A 17,414-nucleotide genomic window follows, 5' to 3' on the forward strand; every position below is an offset into this window, starting at 1 on the left:
ATTTCATAAATTAAATTATGATAATTAAATATTGACTGTGTTTAAATTTATTCTTACAAAAAGCCTTAAAACAATCGAGTTGTCGCTATAGTAATTAAGTTATATTTTTGATCTGCTACTTGAATATATTGTTTTTCATGTGCTTAAAGTAAGTAATCTTTCATTTTTATCTGAACACAGCATTAGTGTGTTCTTCAGAATAAAAGTTCCTGCCAGATTGGCTTTTTTATTGATCGTGGCATTATTGCAATGATTGAAAACTAGCTAATTTTTTTGCTAAACAAACCAGTGCCTTATTTAGCAAAACATATTTGCTTTTATCAATCAGCGGCATATTAGCCGAGAAGTATGACTAAAAGATGATCGGCAATATGGTATTTATGCAGAAGGCGGGTGGTATTAAGGCAGGGCGTCTGGAGTGGGTGTGAAGCCCAGCTTACTTGCAGCAAGCTGGGCATTTTTTAGTTAGTAAGCGCCCATAAAATCGCGTTTACCAATATCTACACCGTTGTGGCGCAGCAGCGCATAGGTGGTGGTGACATGGAAGAAAAACTGCGGCAGGCCGTAAGAGAGCAGGTAGGTTTGGCCATCGAGTTTTTTCTCTTTGGGGGTACCGGGGCGCAACACGATTTCCAGTGCTGCGCTGCCATCAATTTGCTCCGCACTTAGCTCGCGGATCAGGTTTAGTGTCTTTGCGATGCGGGCTTGCAGCTCAGCAAATGTTTGCTCATTGTCTTCATAAGCCGGTACATCAACACCCGCTAAGCGTGCCGGAACGCTTTTGGCAAAATCACAAGCGATCTGCACTTGGCGCACCAATGGAAACATATCTGGATATAAGCGAGTTTGCAGCAGGACTGCCGGGTCTATTTTACGAGCTTCAGCATGGGCTTCGGCTTTCGCTAATACATCAGCAAGAGCGGTGAGTAATTGCTTAAAAACGGGAATGCTGGCGGTGTACATAGAAATGGACATGATGTTCCTTGATCAAGTTTGGGCGGCAGATCCGTGAAGCCATAGATGGGGGCGAGGGGAGATTAATCAATGGTTGCAAGCAAGCGGCTTGGATGGCTGCGTAATTCGTATTTTATTGATTGCCGTGTCTTACTTTACCGCGCGCTCATAGCTGTTTAAGGCCAAAGAGGCTGGATCAAGAAAGTTTGAATGAGTGTCTTTATTTACAAAGATACGTTTAAGTGTGGTGCTGGTTTTTTTGTGATCAAGCTGAAAAAAGCTAATCATTTCTTCGAGCTGATTTGCCTTCATGCTCATCTCTTCAGAGGCAAAAGAGAGCTCTTCTGATGCTTCTGCATTGAGTTGAGTTGACTTAGCTAACTGGCTGATTGCCTGATTGATTTGATCTAGCCCCATCGTTTGCTCGTATGTGGCCACGCTGATTTCTTGTACCAGATTGGCCGTATGGGCGATAGCAGGCAACATTTGATCAAGTAAGCAGCCCGCTCTTTCAGATAAAAGCACGCTATTGTCCGCAATTTCACTAATTTCTTGTGCTGCCACTTGGCTGCGTTCAGCCAGCTTACGTACCTCGGATGCGACTACCGCAAAGCCCTTGCCGTATTCGCCAGCCCTAGCTGCCTCAATTGCAGCATTCAGCGCTAATAGATTAGTTTGGTAGGCAATATCGTCGATGATGCTGATTTTCTTAGCAATTTGGCACATGGCCGTAGCGGTCAGTTTGACGGCTTTTGCACCTTCTATTGTATCTATGGATGATTTGCTGGCGATTCCATCGCATATCCTGGAGTTGTCTGCACTTTGTGCAACGATGGCGGTGATTTCTTCTACTGAGGCGCTGGTTTCTTCAACGCTGCTGGCTTGCTCTATGGCATTTCTACTCATGGAGTGGGCTGATGCGGATAGCTCCACTGAGGTGGAGGCCAGCGTGCTGGCCACACTGCTCACTTGGCTTAAAACTTGTGACAGATTGTTATTCATTTGCTGCACATGAAATAGCACACTGGATTGATCGTTGGGCGAGAGCTGGATGGAGACGAGCATATTGCCATTTGCAATATTCTGAACTATTTCGGCGGCATAAGCGGGCTCTCCGCCAAGGTTGCGGTAGATAGAGCGAATGATCCAAATGACGAGAGGTGTCATGGTGCAAAGCAAAGTGATGGTAACGCCAATCAGCCAAGCGAGTGCCTGATCTACGATGGCACTCGCTTCGGATTCAAGTTGTTTTTGCTGGGCGCTGACCAGCGGAACCAATTCATCAATCGCAAGGCGGTGAGCTTGATAGAGCTCATCCAGTTTTTTCTTTGCCTTAGCGATTTCATCCTGATTGCCTGCTTGCAGTGCAGGGAGAAAGTTTTTGTCGGTTTCTTGGTAAAAGGCATGGGCGGTTTTAAATACCGTTTGCGTGAGCCCTTGTAACAGCAGAGTGGGGAGTGTTTTGGTTTTCCAGCTCTCTTGCCCTTGATAGAACGCTTGTTTAGTTTCTTGTAGGCGTTTAAGTAGCGGTGCTTGTGCCTGATCCGGGGAGCTGTTCAATTGGTTGATAATCAAAAATGATTCAATAATATATTGGGGGGGTGGCAGAATGTCCGCCGTTAAGTTATTGGTTTCAGTGATTTGCTTATAAAGATGTCCGTTAATCATGACGGTAATCAGTGATTGGTAGGAGTGGCTGGCTAATACCAGAATACAAAGCAGTATGCTGCCCAGCAAAATGCTTAGCTGTTGTTTGACGGTCATATTTTTAAGAGGCATTGTCTATTCCGCCTTAAATACCCAGATGCTTGGGCTTAAGTCAGTTTAGTTATGCTTGAGGTAATCGTGAAGAAAATAGCTTAGCGGTCTGCTTAATTTTTACCCCGTATGCTTGGTCAGCGTTGATAAGGATAATTGCTTTTATTTTTTTACATTGTAAGTAATTTTAAAAAGCGTTTGAGTGTGGCTATCCATAAAATGGTGCTCAAAATAAAAAAGGCGGCGCACATTGCGCCGCCGTGTTCGGAGTGGCTTATTTTAACTAGTCAGCTCTGCCCGGTTTCTGAATTCTTCCAAAGCCTCTGGATTCGCCAGTGCATCGGTGTTTTTTACCGGCCTGCCGTGTACTACATTGCGCACGGCCAGTTCGACGATTTTGCCGCTGATGGTGCGGGGAATATCCCTGACCTGAATGATTTTGGCGGGCACATGGCGCGGTGTGGTGTTGCTGCGGATCACTTGGCGAATGCTGTTTTGCAAATCATCAGAAAGCTCCGCTCCTTCACGTAAACGCACAAATAGCACCACGCGCACGTCGTTATCCCAATCTTGGCCGATGGCGATGGATTCAAGAATCTCGGGCAGCTTTTCTACTTGGCGATAAATCTCTGCCGTGCCGATGCGCACGCCGCCGGGATTGAGCACCGCGTCAGAGCGGCCATGAATAATAATTCCGCCGTGGATGGTTTCTTCAGCGTAATCGCCCTGCGCCCATATACCAGGGTATTGGCTAAAGTAAGCCGATTTTAGCTTCTCGCCCTCTGGATCATTCCAGAAGTGGATGGGCATGGCGGTAAAGTGGCGGGTGCAAACCAGCTCGCCTTTTTCGCCGACCACAGGCAGGCCCGCGTCGTTCCAAACTTCCACCGCCATGCCAAGGCCCTTACATTGCAGTTCGCCACTCCAAACGGGCAGGGTTGGGTTGCCAAGCGCAAAGCAGGAAATAATATCGGTGCCGCCAGAGATAGAAGACAGGCAGAGGTTTTGTTTAATATCGCGGTAAACGTATTCAAAGCTTTCGTGCGAGAGCGGCGATCCGGTAGAAAGAATCGCTTTAAGCTTATCTAAGCGGTGCGTGTTGATTGGCTTGGAATCGGCTTTTTCTAGCGCGGCCAAATATTTGGCGCTGGTGCCAAAGACGCTGATGCCCTCGGCATCGATCAAATCAATCAGCCGGTCGGCCTTGGGGTGAAATGGCGAGCCGTCGTAAAGCACAATGCTTGCACCCAAGGCGAGACCAGACACCATCCAGTTCCACATCATCCAACCGCAGGTGGTGTAGTAGCAAAGCATGTCAGCTGGGGTGAGATCGGTATGCAGGCCCAGCTCTTTGACATGTTGTAGCAGCGTGCCGCCCGCGCCGTGCACGATGCACTTGGGAACGCCGGTGGTGCCGCTGGAATACATGATGTAGAGCGGGTGAGCAAAGTCGGTGGGAATGAATTCTGGCTCGCCACCGGCCTGATAGAAATCCTGCCAAAGCGTGACCTTGGCATTGCCTACCTGAAAGCTGGCTGCTTCCGCTGCGGCATTGGCGTAGGGAACAATAATCAACTGCTCCACCGAAGGAAGCCGACTTACGATTTCTTTTATCTTCTCTGATAGCAGTATTGTTTTACCAGCATAGCGATAGCCTGCACAGGCAATCAAGACTCTGGGCTCTATCTGGCCGAACCGATCGGTGACGCCTTGCGTGCCAAAATCGGGCGAGCAAGAAGACCATATTGCACCCAGGCTGGCGGTGGCCAATGCACCGACAATGGTTTGCCAGGTATTGGGCATCATCGCGGCCACCCGGTCGCCATAGCCTACGCCTGCTGCACTCAGGCTTTTTTGCAGGCCAGCCACATGGGCGGCGAGGTCCTGATAGCTAAGCACTTCGCGCGAGCCATCTTCCGCAATAGAAATCAGCGCCGGATGCACATCGCGGCGACGCAGCAGATGTTCGGCAAAGTTAAGCTTGGTTTGGCTGTACCAATTTGCGCTCGGCATTTCCGAGCCCTCGGTCAGCACTTCGCTGGCGGGCTGGCTAAATTTGATCGCAAAGAAATCGACAATCGCCAGCCAAAACGCCACCCGATGCGCCACGCTCCAGGCGTGTAGCTGTGCATAATCGGCCAGCTCAAGGCTATGCGCCTGATTAATATGGCGGCGAAACGCATCCATCTGCGTAGCAGTAACCTGCTCAGGTGAGGGAGTCCAAAGCGCTTCTTGCATGTCGATTCCTTTATGTTAACTTACATAAAACCCAAATATTGAAACACGGAGGGCACAGAGAACACAGAGTTACACGGAGAAAAACAACTACATTGCGGGTCTATTTGAATTTGCCTTTCTCCGTGATCCTCCGTGTTCTCCTTCCCTCCGTGGTTTAAGACTTGGGTTTTCTAGTTTTTGATCTAATCCGGGCTATCTGCCTGATTTTTTGGGTGGGCCGCTATAAAGGCTGGATGCGCGTTGGCTAGGGCTTCTACCCTTAGGATTTTTGGGTAAGCATCAAGTGGTACATTAAAGCGGCGGGCGGCGTAGAGTTGGGGAATCAGGTAGGCGTCTGCCATGCTGACTTTGCCAAAGCAATAGCCACTCTCACCAATAAGCTGCTCAACAGCTGCCAGCCCATGGCTAATCCATTCATTAATCCACGCCGTAATATCGTCTTCTTTGCATTGATAGTTTTGGCGCAAATAGTTGAGTACGCTGATGTTATGCAGCGGATGCACATCGCAAGCGATCAGTGCCGCCATGCCGCGAATCTTTGCCCGCTCAAACAGATCTTTGGGCAGTAGCGGCGTTTCTGGATAGCGCTCTTCCAGATATTCGATAATCGCTGGCGACTGGATAATCGCTTCCTGAGCCTGATCCAGCAAAGCGGGGACACGCGCTTGTGGGTTGACGCTGAGATAAGCCGCATCTTTTTGCTCGTTCTTGAGCAGGTTGACCGGCACCGCTTCATAAGCCAGCCCTTTGAGCGCCAGCACAATGCGCACACGGTAGGACGAGGTGGAGCGGTAGTAGCCGTAGAGTTTCATGCTTAAACCTTATTTATTTGATCAAAAATCTGTAGACACAGAGAGCACAGAGAGAAAAAGCAGAGCACAGAGAAACCTAAGAGATTGCCTCTAACAAAGGTCACCCTATCTCCTTCAGACGTTCATTTAAGGTTTTCTCTGTGTGCTTTGTGTTCTCACCGTTCTCTGTGTCTACAGACCTTTTTGCCAGTCACTTCGCAGCTAAAATCACGCCACGACATTCGCCGAAGCCGATGCTTGGATGGCCGTTTTTTTTGCAACGGGCCAGCATAATGACTTCGTCGCCGTCGGCTAGAAAACTGCGCTCTTCACCAGAATCCAGCTTGATCGATTCTTTGCCGCCGCTGCTCAGTTCCAGCAGGCTGCCGAACGAGTCGGCGCTTGGCCCGGACAAGGTGCCGGTGCCGAGCAAATCGCCAGAGCGTAAGCTGCAGCCATTCACGGTGTGATGGGTAATCAGCTGCGCCACGGTCCAGTACATATTGAGCGTGTTGGATAGGCCCAGACGATGCGGTGGCAGGCCTTGGGTTTTTTGCGCTGCGGTGTGTAGCAGCACTTCCAGCTCGATATCAAAAGCGCCATTGGCTTGGTCGGCTGCATCATAAAGATAAGGCAGCGGCTGCGGGTCTCCCTCAGGGCGAGCTGGCTGAGCAGTACGATAAGGCGCAAGCGCTTCGGCTGTCACTACCCAGGGCGACACGGTGGTGGCAAAGTTTTTCGCCAGAAACGGCCCAAGCGGCTGGTATTCCCAAGCTTGGAAATCGCGTGCCGACCAATCGTTAAGTAAGCAAAATCCTGCAATATGCTCGTGGGCGTTGGCAATGCTGATGGCCTCGCCTTGCGGATTGCTGCCCGCTACCCAGATGCCTAACTCCAGCTCGTAATCTAAACGGGCCGATGGAGTGAGCGCTGGCACTTCCTGGCCGGGTTTGAGTGTTTGGCCCATCGGGCGGCGCACGGCAAAGCCACTTGGGTAAATCGTCGAGGAGCGGCCGTGATAGCCAATCGGCACATATTTGTAATTAGGCAGGAGTGGATTATCTGGGCGGAATAATTTGCCAACATTTACCGCGTGATGAATGCCGGTATAAAAATCGGTGTAATCGCCAACTTTAGCTGGTAAATGCATTTTGCAAACGCTGGCTGGGCGCAGTAGCGATTCGCCTTGTGCTTGCAGGCTTTTAATCTGGGCGTAATCGGCGTCGAGCAGCTCTAATAGGCGCTCACGCAGCGCCAGTCTTGCGCTACTTGGCAGGGAAAAAAAAGCATTCAGCGATTTGCCACTGGCCGCTTGCGCAGCGCTCAGCGCTTCGCCAGTAAATAAGCTGTTTTCGACTGCGGTTTGCAAATCAAAAATAAAATCACCAATCGCCACCCCACCGCGCGGCGGCAAGCCTTCCGGGCTGAAAACCCCGAAAGGCAGGTTTTGCAGCGGGAAATCACGGTGATCATTGGCAGAAGTAACCCAGCTGAGGCGATATGTAGTGAAAGTCATGAGGGGCTCCGTTGGGTTTTAAAAATATATAAAGTTCTGTAGACACAGAGATCAGGTAGAACACAGAGCACACAGAGAAAAACTAAATCTATTTAGGACATGGCTCGGGTTAACTTCCCCTCTTTCGCCATTCCGGATCGATGGGAATCCAGTGGCATTACTGGATTCCCGATAAAACTCTCGGGGATGACGGGGTATCACTTCGGTATGTTATTTCGCGCCAATCCTCAAGGTTTTCTCTGTGTTCTGCTTTTTAACTTCGTGTTCTCTGTGTCTACAGATTTTAGGGTTCTGACTTAAATCTGGTTTTTATTAAATGTTTTGGGCATGTCTGCCCAGCAGTCGTCGTAATTAGCTTGAAACTGTGCGCATTCCAGTGCGTATTGCGTAGGGCGGATGGCGGCGAGGGCTTCAAACATAAATGCCATAGTGCGCTCGATTTTTTGCGGTTTTAATGTCGCGCTGCTGGCATTGATAAAAGTTCTGGCATCTGGTCCGTGAGCGCTCATTACGTTATGTAATGAACAGCCGCCGGGCACAAAACCACCTGCCTTGGCATCGTACTCACCGCGTACCAAACCCATAAATTCATTCATTAGATTACGATGAAACCAAGGTGGGCGGAAGGTGTTTTCAGCAACCATCCAACGCGGTGGGAAAATCACAAAGTCGCAATTGGCCTGCCCAGTCACGGCAGATGGCGAGGTCAGTACGGTAAAGATTGAAGGATCGGGATGGTCGTAACTCACGGTGCCTATGGTGTTAAAGCGGCGCAGATCATATTTATACGGCACGCTATTGCCGTGCCAAGCCACCACATTAAAGGGCGAATGGCTCAGCGTGGTGGCCCAGAATTCACCTAAAAACTTTTGTACTATCTGTGTGCTCTGATCCACATCTTCATAGGCAGCCACTGGCGCTAGAAAATCACGCGGATTGGCAAGGCCGTTGCTGCCTATGGGCCCCAGATCGGGAATACGGAAAGGCGAGCCGTGGTTTTCGCAAATATAGCCGCGAGCGGCGGCATCCAGCAGCTCCACACGGAACTTCATCCCGCGTGGAATCACGGCAATTTCTTCGGGTTCTATTTCTAATACGCCAAGCTCAGTGACTAAGCGTAAACGGCCAAGCTCCGGCACCAGCAGCATTTCACCGTCGGCATTAAAAAACACCCGCTGCATTGAACAGTTAGCACGGTAAAGGTGAATAGTGATGCCTTCTGGTGCGTCGCTATTAGCGGCCATCGTGATTAGGCCGTCAATAAAATCAGTTGCTGCATCAGGAATCGGTAGTGGGTCCCAGCGCAGGCGGTTAGGGTTAATCGCACCTAGCTGGCTGCTAGGGCGCTGTTTTTCTAAGCGCTCAAATTTGCCGTGTGCGGCAGAAGGCAAAATGCGATACATCCAGGTACGGCGGGCTTCGGCGCGAGGCACGGTAAAGGCGCTGGTAGAAAACTGCTCCGGGTATAAGCCATAAGGGGCTTTTTGTGGTGAATTCTGACCTTCCGGTAAAGCGCCTGCCAATGCCTCACTGGCAAATTCATTTCCAAACCCTGACAGGTAAGACAAAGTAGCGTGTGACATGACGTTGCCTTTTTACGTTATGCGTAATTGGTTTACGCAAAACATAATTTGATTTTAAATACTCGTCAAGCTATAAACGCCTATCCCCGTATTACAGTGGTAAAAACGTATGGCAGAAAACGATAGACGGCAAAGTGTGGGCTCGGCAGAAGTGGCTGCGCATATTTTAAAAGCACTGGCCGATCTGGCTCCCGCGACATCTCTAACCCATTTGGCTGAATACGCCGGTATGCCCGCCAGCAAAGTTCACCGCTATTTACAGGCGCTGATTGCCACGGGTTTTGCTGAGCAAGATTCAGCCAGCAATCATTACGCCCTTGGCCATGAGGCCTTACGTGTAGGCCTGGTTGCACTGGGTAAGATGGACGTATTGAAAGTCGCCACGCCTTATCTTTTAAATTTGCGTGATCAACTGAATGAAACGGTGTTTTTTGCGGTATGGGGCAATAAGGGCGCAACCGTTGTGCAAGTTGAGCAGGCGCTCAGATCAATCAGCCTAATTACCCAAGTGGGATCAGTATTGCCCCCGTTTAAATCGGCCACCGGCTTAGTATTTAGCGCGTATTTGTCTGAACAGGAGCTCAAACTTTTACTGCAAGAAGCGGCTATTTCTGAGGCAGAAGCTCAGCAAATCAATTCCCTGTTAGCCAAGATACGCAGCCAGGGGTGGCATAGCATTCAAGGCCTGCTAATCAGCGGCGTTGATGCCATCTCCGCCCCGGTATTTAATGCCCGCAAGCAAATTATCGGGGTAGCTACCGTAGTCGGCTCCGCCTCATCCGCAATGCAACCTGAGGCAGAGAGTGAGCTGGTGCAAAAATTATTAGAAGCGACTCAAACGATTAGCCGCAGGATGGGGGCGGTTTGAGGTGGTTGAAAGAGGGCCAAGCACAAAGAGCTGTGACCATTTTATTTAGTTTTTCTCTGTGTTCTCCGTGCTCTTCCCGTTCTCTGTGTCTACAGATCTTTTTGGCTTATAAGAAGTACCTCTCATCCAACATATACTGTTAAATCGCTGTTGATTTGAATATGGCAAGCCAGCCGAACGAGCTCGGGTGTGTCGGGAACTGTTAGAGGGGAATCGGCAGCTAGCCCTGCATGGCGGATCATGACGTTTTTTTCTTTACCGCCCAGCATCACCATTTTGCCGCTGCCTGCGTGCTCTATTCGTACTTTACATGCACCACAGGTTCCCTGACCGCAGCGCCATGCGAGTTGTAATTTTCCATCGCTTACCAATGATCTGACGGCAGAAATGAGCATGCCGCCTGCTTTCGCATCGCATTCCAGACGGGTGGAATCTTGTATGTTGATGAAAGTTAATTTGTACATGTGCGGCCAGCTAAGCTTAGTTCTAAGATGAAGGAACAACTTATATTGTAACCGGCCATGATCAAGAAAATCCCCATTGCAGTACTGAAGATTGGTATGTACATCCATGATCTGAATGTGGACTGGATGGATCATCCCTTTTTGCGTAAGCAGTTTGTGGTTAAAACGGATGAAGATCTACAAAAGATCATCGCTTCTGGCGCGCATGAAGTGTATATCGATACCGATCGTGGCCTTGATTACGCACATGCGCCTACGATAGACGAAGTGAATGCGTCTATCGAGGAAGAGATGGTGAGAGTGGCTGCTGCGCCAGCACCGGTTATTCAGGTATCAAGCACAGAAGAAATGAGCCGTGCCAAGCGCATTCATAAGCAGGCTCATAATTTGGTGCGCACGGTGATGCAAGATGCCCGCATGGGTAAAGCAATTCATATGGAAGATGTTGAAGAAGTGGTTGAGGCGATTACTGATTCTATTTTGCGCAATGGCAGCGCATTAATGGGCTTATCCGGAATTAAAGATAAAGACGAATATACTTTTTTGCATTCAGTGAGCGTTTGCACGTTGATGGTGACTTTTACTAAAAGTATGAATTTCCCTGCGGAATTAATTCGTCAGGCAGGTATTGGCGGCTTATTGCACGATACGGGCAAAACCATGGTGCCGAATGAAATCCTGAATAAACCGGGGCGATTAACAGAGGCAGAGTTTGAAGTGATGCGCTCGCATCCTTTGGAAGGTTTTAAAATATTATCGAAGGTTGATTCAATTGGCGATATTCCTCTGGAAATTACCCTGCACCATCACGAGCGTATGGATGGCAGTGGCTATCCGCATAAATTACCCGGTGAACATATTACCCAATTAACGCAAATGGCTTCGGTGGTGGATGTATATGATGCTATTACTTCGGATCGCTGCTATCACAAAGGCATGCCTGCATCAGAAGGATTAAAAAAATTATGGGAATGGAGCAAATTCCACTTTAATCCAGCACTGGTTCAAGCTTTTATGCGCACCGTGGGTATTTATCCGGTGGGCTCTCTGGTGAAATTAGAATCAGGTCGTTTAGCCGTAGTGCTGGAGCAAAATGAGGGCAATTTATTAATGCCAAGGGTAAAAGCTATTTTTAGCACCAAGGCTAATACTTATATTCCGCCTGTAGAAATCGATTTATCAAAACCCATGGGGCTGGGCGGAGCAGACCGTATCACGGGCCATGAATCGCCAGATAAATGGGGAATCGACATCTCCCGATTCTTGATTCCTCCAGGGTAAAAAGGTCTGTAAACACAGAGAGCGGGAAGAACACAGAGCGCACAGAGAAAAACTCATTAGGGCGCGCACGGGAGGCGTCGTGCTCTCGCGGCGATGAGCTTACGTGGGTGTGGACATAAAAACTTGCCCACCCTACATTATTTTCTGATTTTCTCGGTGTGCTGCTTTTCATCTCTGTGTGCTCTGTGTCTACAGAACTTAGGGTTTTAATGCTCTGCTTACAGAAATTTCAACTTCCCATCCAATCGCCTTGCCATCGGCGTGCGCATTAAGAATAAAACGCCCAAGATGGCCGCATAGATAAGCGGGGTTGTTAAATCTCGTTTTACCAGCCACAGATAATGCAGCACACCCAAGCTGGCGATTAGATAAACCAGCTTATGCAGGCGTTGCCACTGGCGTTTTAGCTTGCGGATTGCCGCTTGATTCGACGTGGCTGCCAGCGGAATCAACAAGACAAAAGCCAAAAATCCAATGGTTACAAAAGGGCGCTTGATCACGTCGTGCCAGATGGCTGCGGGGTCTAGGCCGTGATCGAATACAAAGAACGTTAGCGCGTGGATAAAGGCGTAAAAAAACACATACAGCCCCAGCATGCGGCGGTAAAGCAGTAGCTTTCCATAACTACTAAGCCGGCGTAGCGGTGTAACGGCTAGGGTAATCAGCAGAAAATTCAGCGTCCATGTGCCGGTTTGCCGAGTTAAAAACTCAATCGGGTTAATGGCTTGCCCTGTTGCAAATAAGATCCAGGCCAGTGGCAAGAGACAGGCGATAAAGAGTAGAGGTTTACTAAAACGCATCGCGGCAAGCTCATTGAATAAGGGTTAGCGGTTTAGTCGTTTGATACTGCTTAATCTGACATCCGGTCATATCGGTATAATGCCAATCCTCGCATAAGGAAATGGCTATGTCGCAGAGCATTATTCACGCCGCGCACCGTATTGTGGTGAAAGTTGGCTCTAGCTTGGTTACTAATGAAGGCCGTGGTTTAGATCACGCCGCTCTTTTGCGCTGGGCGCAGGAAATTGCCGAAGTCTCAAAAATGGGCAAACAGGTGGTGCTGGTCTCATCTGGCGCAATTGCCGAGGGCGTGGCGCGCTTAGGCTGGTCGCAAAAACCGACTTCGGTGCATGAAAAACAGGCCGCCGCTGCCGTTGGGCAGATGGGGCTATGTCAGGCTTATGAGAGTGCTTTTCGCGCTTATGGCTTAAAAACCGCGCAAATTCTGCTTACGCATGAAGACTTGGCCGATCGCACCCGTTATTTAAATGCCCGCTCCACCTTGATGACGCTGCTCAATCTCGGGGTCATTCCCATCATTAATGAAAACGATACTGTGGTGACTGCCGAAATTAAATTTGGCGATAACGATACCTTGGGTGCTTTGGTGACTAACCTGATCGAAGGTGATGCGCTGATTATCCTAACCGATCAAACCGGTCTTTATACGGCCGATCCTCGCTCTAACCCTGATGCTAAGTTGGTGGAAGAAGCCGAAGCAGGGGACGCCAGCCTAGAGGATATGGCCGGTGGCGCAGGCTCTAGCGTGGGCACGGGCGGTATGTATACCAAGATTATTGCCGCCAAACGCGCAGCCAGAAGCGGCGCATCGACCGTGATTGCCAGTGGCCGTGAACCCGAAGTATTAGCGCGCCTAGCCCGGGGCGAGCGAATTGGCACTCAGCTAACGGCACAATCAACGCCACTCGCCGCTAAAAAGCAATGGATTGCTGATCATTTGCAACTGAAAGGGTCGGTTGTTTTGGATGCTGGCGCGGTACGGGCGCTACGTTTACAAGGCTCCAGCCTGCTGCCTATTGGTGTAAAAGAAGCGCTTGGCGATTTCTTGCGCGGTGATGTGGTGAGCTGCGTGGATGTGAGTGGCGTAGAAATTGCTCGCGGTCTGGCGAACTACAGCGCTGCTGAAACCCGCCGGATTATGCGTTTACCCACAGGGCAGATCGAAGCGGCCTTGGGCTATATCGATGAATCAGAGCTGATTCATCGCGATAATATGGTGTTGATGGGCGTGTAGTTTGTGGGGAGGGCAAAGATTGCTCTTTGCCTCTCTGGCCTAAATCTGTACGGTTACAAGTATTGAATTGTCGTAGGGCGGGTGAAACCCGCCATTTTTTAGTATTTCATGCCAAAGTTTGGCGGGTTTCACCCGCCCTACGAAAAGTATCTGTACTACCGAACAATCTTGAGTGGCCCGCTCGAGCTCATCGAATCGACGATTTTTTCTACCGTGGTTGGCGCACCGCCCCAGCAAAACTCTTTGGCAAGCTTGGCTTGATAGCCATTACGTTTGTCTTTAACAATAAGCTCCCAATCGCGGCTGAGGTCTTGCCATTGATCGCCGTTTAAATAAGCGTAGCTGCGAAATTGTTTTGTTTTGCAATCAATTCCCTCAAAGCTGACATTTTTAACTTGGCTGCCCTTACTGGTTACAGCGGCTGCGTAGCGAATGATTCCGTCTTCGCCCACTTCGATGCTATCCAGCGCTACTTGAAATTGATTCATTCTGGAATCGTAATTGGCAGTAAATTCTTGCCATTTCTGGAGTTTTTTAGGATCAGGTTTGCTAAACGCTTTTTCTTCTGGTCTGGGAGGCGGTGTGTCTTTGAGCAGGCGGGAGATCGTCGTGCCATCGCTCTCTACTCCTGCTGGGCGACTTGTATTGTATTCAGCGGCGTTGGCCAAGAGAGGGATGGCAAGCAGGGCCAAGAGCAAAAAGCGTTGCATATTTATCCTTAAAAATAATTCAAATTAATGCCGGATTTTGTGAATAGGAATACTACGCGTGGGACGAATACTAAACCATGTGGCCTGCAAGGTAATATGTTGGATAGAGTAACGCTCGCCCAGCATATGATTGATGTGTTGCAGCTGCAAGGGCCAGGTTTCCGGTTTTTCGATCACAATATGCGCCGATAGTGCCACTTTGCCGCCTGATATATTCCAGATATGCAAATCATTGACTTCTACTACGCCTTTTTCAGAAGCCAAAGCCGCACCAATTTCTTCCAAATTTAAATGTTGCGGCACGCCTTCCATAAGCACATGCGTGGCTTGGCGCAGCAGGTTCCACGTTGAGCGCAAAATCAGCATAGAAACCACAACCGATAAAATCGGATCAATCGCTTGCCAGCCGGTAAAGTAAATCACCGCGCCTGCGGTAATCGCGGCCACGGATCCCAGCAAATCGCCCAGTACATGAATCATCGCAGCACGGCTATTTAGATTGTCGTGATCGTGCGATAGCTGCCAAGCCGAAATGATATTAACCAGCAGGCCAATCACGGCAATAATCATCACACCCATGCCGTTTACGGGATGAGGATCGAGCAAGCGGCTAACGGCTTCCACCACAATCCATACCACTAAGGCAATCATCGCCAGGCTATTGATGAGTGCGCCGATGACTTCGGCCCGCGCATAGCCGTAGGAATTGGCAGAGTTGGCAGGGCGCTGGCCGATGAGATTGGCAATCAGGGCCAGCAGCAGCGCGGCGGCATCGGTAAACATATGGCCCGCATCTGAAATCAGCGCCAGCGAGCCGGTCATCACGCCGCCAATCAGCTCAACAATGCCAAAGCCACCGGTGATTATCAGTGCCAGCAATAGTCTTTTTTGCGAGCTAGGCTTGCCGTGATTATGGTGATGATGGGCATGATCAAAGGTGTGATCGTGGTGCTCGTTATGCCCGCCGGGCTGATCGTGCGGGTGTTCGTGCTGATGCGGCATTTATTTTTCCTGATAAATAGAGGCTTGATCGCTGCTGAGCGTGACAGATGCTTGATGTCATTCGGCAACGCTCTACACGATGGATAAACCTAGTCCTATTCTGATTTGGACGGGCCAATATTTTCCTGACAGACTGCGACTTGAAAGCCATGATCGCTGCTGAGCGTGACAGATGCTTGATGTCATTCGGCAACGCTCTACACGATGGATAAACCTAGTCCTATCCTGATTTGGACGGACCAATACTTTCCTGACGGATTGTGACTTGAAAGCCATGATCACTGGCAAGGGTAACGCGGGCACGGTGCAGCTCGGCAATGCGATGCACAATCGATAATCCTAGCCCTGCACCGGTTTGGCTTTGGCCGGGAGGCCGATAAAAGCGCTCACCTAAGCGGGCCAATACCTCGGGAGGAACGCCGGGGCCATTATCGCTAATGCATATGGAGTTTTGATTGATCCTGATCGTGATGGCTGCGTTTTCTTCGGTGTAGCGCTTGGCATTATCGAGCAAATTGCGCAGTAGCAGCGCCAGTAATCCCGCGTGCCCATACCAAGTGCTGGTATTTTCTGTGTGTAAGCATTCGGGGGCTAGCCCTGCATCTTGTAATGCGTACTCGGCTAGCTGCACGATATCTACTTTTTGATCTGTTTGAATGGCGGCAAAATCTAAGCGGGCGAGTTCAAGCAATTGCCCGACCAGATGGGTGCTGCGATCCACGCCTAACAGGGCTTGTTTTAGCGCTTTTTCACGCGCTTCGGGGCGCGGGCTGCCTTGGGCTAGCTCGATTTGCACGCGTAATCCGGCCAGTGGCGTGCGTAGCTCGTGGGCCGCATCGGCGGTAAAGCGACGCTCTTTTTCTAAGGTGGCGCTCACCTGAGCAAACAGCGTATTGAGGCGGTTGCGCAGCGGCGCAATTTCACGCGGCACGGCGAGGGTGAGCGCTTCCAGATTATCGGGCGCACGGCGGGCCAGCTCGGCATCGACGGCACGCAGTGGCAGTAATCCTTGTCGAATAGCCAAGAGCAGCAGCGGCAATAGAATGGCCAAGGCAATCATGGCGGTGATCCCTAAATATTCAATGATTTCATCAATCAACTGCTCGCGCTTTTGGTGTGGCTCGCCCACGATAAGTTGCCTCTCATCATTTTGGCGAACGGCGATTTCCCAGCGGTGATCATCCAGCGTGATGGTGCGGGTTTTTTTCTCATATTCGGTTTGAAAGGGCAAAACATGCTCACTGCTGGAGAGCAAAAGCTTGCCTTCACTGCTGTAGAGGCTAAAAACCACGCGGGGTAAGTGATCGGGTTTGCCACTGATTAAGATTTTTAAATCGTCGCTGTCGTCTAGGCTTTGCCAAAGCAGCTCGGTATAAACATAAAGCTGTTTATCCAGCAGCTCACTGACTTCATCGTGGGTTTCATAGAGCAAGACTGCGCTGAATGCGGCCCAGGTGAGCGAGGTAAGCAGCAGTACCAGTAGGGTAAGCCGCGTGGCAAGCGAGGCGCTTTTCAGCCAGTTCTTCATGCTTCTAATCGCCAGCCCAGATTCCGAGCATTGCGTATTACCACTTTATTCAGCTTTTTGCGTAAATGCGAGAGATGCACATCGAGGGTGTTGCTTTCAATATCCTGCTGCCAACCGTAAAGCTTTTCTTCAAATTGAGGGCGCGATAAATAATGTGGATGATTCGCCATTAAAAGATGCAATAGTCGGTATTCCATCGCCGTGAGATTGAGTATCTGGCCTGCTTGTTGCACCGATTGACGGGCCGGATCAAGCACCAGATCTTGCCAGCATAGCTCGCCATCATGCTTGCCCAAGCCACGGCGTACTAAAGCCCGCACTCTTGCGCAAAGCTCGCCTAAGGCAAAGGGCTTGATTAGATAATCATCCGCCCCCGCATCCAGCCCCTTGATGCGATCTTCAATGCTGTCTCGGGCGGTGAGCAGCAGTACCGGTAAATGGCCGCGCTCACGGCGTATCCACGCCAAAATCTGCAAGCCATCCATACGCGGCAGGCCAATATCAAGTACTACACCATCAAAGCTATGCTCGGTCATCAAGGCCAGCCTGGCCGATTCGCCGTCTTTTAGCCAATCGACCACAAAGCCTGCATCGCTTAAGCCCTCGGCAATGCCGTCCCCCAAGAGGGCATCGTCTTCAACCAGTAGTAAGCGCATATTTATCCTTGATGGCCTTTTGCTGGCTTG

Annotated in this window: 15 protein-coding genes; 3 read left to right on the forward strand and 12 right to left on the reverse strand. The window is 50.0% G+C overall.

Annotation, left to right across the window (positions count from 1 at the left end):
- Positions 1-465: 465 nt before the first annotated feature.
- From ACFQNF_RS01940 to hmgA, 6 genes are all read right to left on the reverse strand, one after another.
- Positions 466-975, reverse strand: coding sequence for a DUF1993 domain-containing protein (locus ACFQNF_RS01940; RefSeq protein ID WP_380185724.1), 510 nt, complete (start codon positions 973-975; stop codon positions 466-468).
- A 129-nt stretch (positions 976-1,104) separates the two neighbouring features.
- A complete protein-coding gene (locus ACFQNF_RS01945) occupies positions 1,105-2,733 on the reverse strand; it encodes a methyl-accepting chemotaxis protein (RefSeq protein ID WP_380185725.1) in 1,629 nt (542 codons plus the stop codon).
- Between the two features lie 258 nt (positions 2,734-2,991).
- On the reverse strand, positions 2,992-4,950 hold the full coding sequence (locus ACFQNF_RS01950) for an acetoacetate--CoA ligase (protein ID WP_380185726.1): 1,959 nt from the start codon (positions 4,948-4,950) through the stop codon (positions 2,992-2,994).
- 182 nt (positions 4,951-5,132) lie between these two features.
- Positions 5,133-5,762, reverse strand: a complete 630-nt coding sequence (gene maiA / locus ACFQNF_RS01955; RefSeq protein WP_380185728.1) for a maleylacetoacetate isomerase — start codon at positions 5,760-5,762, stop codon at positions 5,133-5,135.
- Between the two features lie 190 nt (positions 5,763-5,952).
- A complete protein-coding gene (gene fahA / locus ACFQNF_RS01960) occupies positions 5,953-7,257 on the reverse strand; it encodes a fumarylacetoacetase (RefSeq protein WP_380185730.1) in 1,305 nt (434 codons plus the stop codon).
- A gap of 296 nt (positions 7,258-7,553) precedes the next feature.
- Positions 7,554-8,840, reverse strand: coding sequence for a homogentisate 1,2-dioxygenase (hmgA, locus tag ACFQNF_RS01965; protein WP_380185732.1), 1,287 nt, complete (start codon positions 8,838-8,840; stop codon positions 7,554-7,556).
- A gap of 109 nt (positions 8,841-8,949) precedes the next feature.
- On the opposite strand from hmgA, the gene ACFQNF_RS01970 reads away from it, so the two are divergent.
- Complete coding sequence (locus tag ACFQNF_RS01970; RefSeq protein ID WP_380185734.1) at positions 8,950-9,708, forward strand: IclR family transcriptional regulator; 759 nt, start codon at positions 8,950-8,952, stop codon at positions 9,706-9,708.
- Between the two features lie 122 nt (positions 9,709-9,830).
- Here the strand turns inward: ACFQNF_RS01970 and ACFQNF_RS01975 are convergent, their stop codons facing one another.
- Positions 9,831-10,172: a 2Fe-2S iron-sulfur cluster-binding protein gene (locus tag ACFQNF_RS01975; RefSeq protein WP_380185736.1), complete on the reverse strand. Its 342-nt coding sequence runs from the start codon at positions 10,170-10,172 to the stop codon at positions 9,831-9,833.
- Positions 10,173-10,229: 57 nt separating this feature from the next.
- Here ACFQNF_RS01975 and ACFQNF_RS01980 point away from each other — a divergent pair, with 57 nt between their 5' ends.
- Entirely contained in the window at positions 10,230-11,453 is a 1,224-nt protein-coding gene (locus ACFQNF_RS01980) for an HD-GYP domain-containing protein (RefSeq protein WP_380185738.1), read from the forward strand.
- Positions 11,454-11,671: 218 nt separating this feature from the next.
- Here ACFQNF_RS01980 and ACFQNF_RS01985 read toward each other — a convergent pair whose 3' ends face one another.
- Positions 11,672-12,253 (reverse strand): protein-methionine-sulfoxide reductase heme-binding subunit MsrQ, encoded by a 582-nt coding sequence (locus ACFQNF_RS01985; protein WP_380185739.1) that lies wholly within the window; start codon positions 12,251-12,253, stop codon positions 11,672-11,674.
- Between the two features lie 107 nt (positions 12,254-12,360).
- Between ACFQNF_RS01985 and proB the strand changes: the two genes are divergently transcribed.
- Entirely contained in the window at positions 12,361-13,488 is a 1,128-nt protein-coding gene (proB, locus tag ACFQNF_RS01990) for a glutamate 5-kinase (RefSeq protein WP_380185741.1), read from the forward strand.
- A 155-nt stretch (positions 13,489-13,643) separates the two neighbouring features.
- Here proB and ACFQNF_RS01995 read toward each other — a convergent pair whose 3' ends face one another.
- The 4 genes from ACFQNF_RS01995 to ACFQNF_RS02010 form a co-directional block, all read right to left on the reverse strand.
- A complete protein-coding gene (locus ACFQNF_RS01995) occupies positions 13,644-14,198 on the reverse strand; it encodes a CNP1-like family protein (RefSeq protein ID WP_380185743.1) in 555 nt (184 codons plus the stop codon).
- A 24-nt stretch (positions 14,199-14,222) separates the two neighbouring features.
- The gene (locus ACFQNF_RS02000) at positions 14,223-15,200 is read right to left on the reverse strand and encodes a cation diffusion facilitator family transporter (RefSeq protein ID WP_380185744.1); all 978 of its coding nucleotides are present in this window, start codon (positions 15,198-15,200) and stop codon (positions 14,223-14,225) included.
- Between the two features lie 220 nt (positions 15,201-15,420).
- Entirely contained in the window at positions 15,421-16,728 is a 1,308-nt protein-coding gene (locus ACFQNF_RS02005; RefSeq protein WP_380185746.1) for an ATP-binding protein, read from the reverse strand.
- Positions 16,725-17,384, reverse strand: coding sequence for a response regulator (locus tag ACFQNF_RS02010; protein ID WP_380185748.1), 660 nt, complete (start codon positions 17,382-17,384; stop codon positions 16,725-16,727). The genes ACFQNF_RS02005 and ACFQNF_RS02010 overlap by 4 nt, the downstream gene beginning before the upstream one ends.
- Positions 17,385-17,414 lie beyond the last annotated feature (30 nt).

The sequence above is a fragment of the Iodobacter arcticus genome (genome assembly GCF_042664895.1).
Classification (GTDB): Bacteria; Pseudomonadota; Gammaproteobacteria; order Burkholderiales; family Chitinibacteraceae; genus Iodobacter; species Iodobacter arcticus.

Excerpts from the sequence above, each read along its gene's own strand:
- ACFQNF_RS01940 (WP_380185724.1), bottom strand. The coding sequence starts at position 975 with ATGTCCATTTCTATGTACACCGCCAGCATTCCCGTTTTTAAGCAATTA.
- ACFQNF_RS01945 (WP_380185725.1), bottom strand. The coding sequence starts at position 2,733 with ATGCCTCTTAAAAATATGACCGTCAAACAACAGCTAAGCATTTTGCTG.
- ACFQNF_RS01950 (WP_380185726.1), bottom strand. The coding sequence starts at position 4,950 with ATGCAAGAAGCGCTTTGGACTCCCTCACCTGAGCAGGTTACTGCTACG.
- maiA (WP_380185728.1), bottom strand. The coding sequence starts at position 5,762 with ATGAAACTCTACGGCTACTACCGCTCCACCTCGTCCTACCGTGTGCGC.
- fahA (WP_380185730.1), bottom strand. The coding sequence starts at position 7,257 with ATGACTTTCACTACATATCGCCTCAGCTGGGTTACTTCTGCCAATGAT.
- hmgA (WP_380185732.1), bottom strand. The coding sequence starts at position 8,840 with ATGTCACACGCTACTTTGTCTTACCTGTCAGGGTTTGGAAATGAATTT.
- ACFQNF_RS01970 (WP_380185734.1), top strand. The coding sequence starts at position 8,950 with ATGGCAGAAAACGATAGACGGCAAAGTGTGGGCTCGGCAGAAGTGGCT.
- ACFQNF_RS01975 (WP_380185736.1), bottom strand. The coding sequence starts at position 10,172 with ATGTACAAATTAACTTTCATCAACATACAAGATTCCACCCGTCTGGAA.
- ACFQNF_RS01980 (WP_380185738.1), top strand. The coding sequence starts at position 10,230 with ATGATCAAGAAAATCCCCATTGCAGTACTGAAGATTGGTATGTACATC.
- ACFQNF_RS01985 (WP_380185739.1), bottom strand. The coding sequence starts at position 12,253 with ATGCGTTTTAGTAAACCTCTACTCTTTATCGCCTGTCTCTTGCCACTG.
- proB (WP_380185741.1), top strand. The coding sequence starts at position 12,361 with ATGTCGCAGAGCATTATTCACGCCGCGCACCGTATTGTGGTGAAAGTT.
- ACFQNF_RS01995 (WP_380185743.1), bottom strand. The coding sequence starts at position 14,198 with ATGCAACGCTTTTTGCTCTTGGCCCTGCTTGCCATCCCTCTCTTGGCC.
- ACFQNF_RS02000 (WP_380185744.1), bottom strand. The coding sequence starts at position 15,200 with ATGCCGCATCAGCACGAACACCCGCACGATCAGCCCGGCGGGCATAAC.
- ACFQNF_RS02005 (WP_380185746.1), bottom strand. The coding sequence starts at position 16,728 with ATGAAGAACTGGCTGAAAAGCGCCTCGCTTGCCACGCGGCTTACCCTA.
- ACFQNF_RS02010 (WP_380185748.1), bottom strand. The coding sequence starts at position 17,384 with ATGCGCTTACTACTGGTTGAAGACGATGCCCTCTTGGGGGACGGCATT.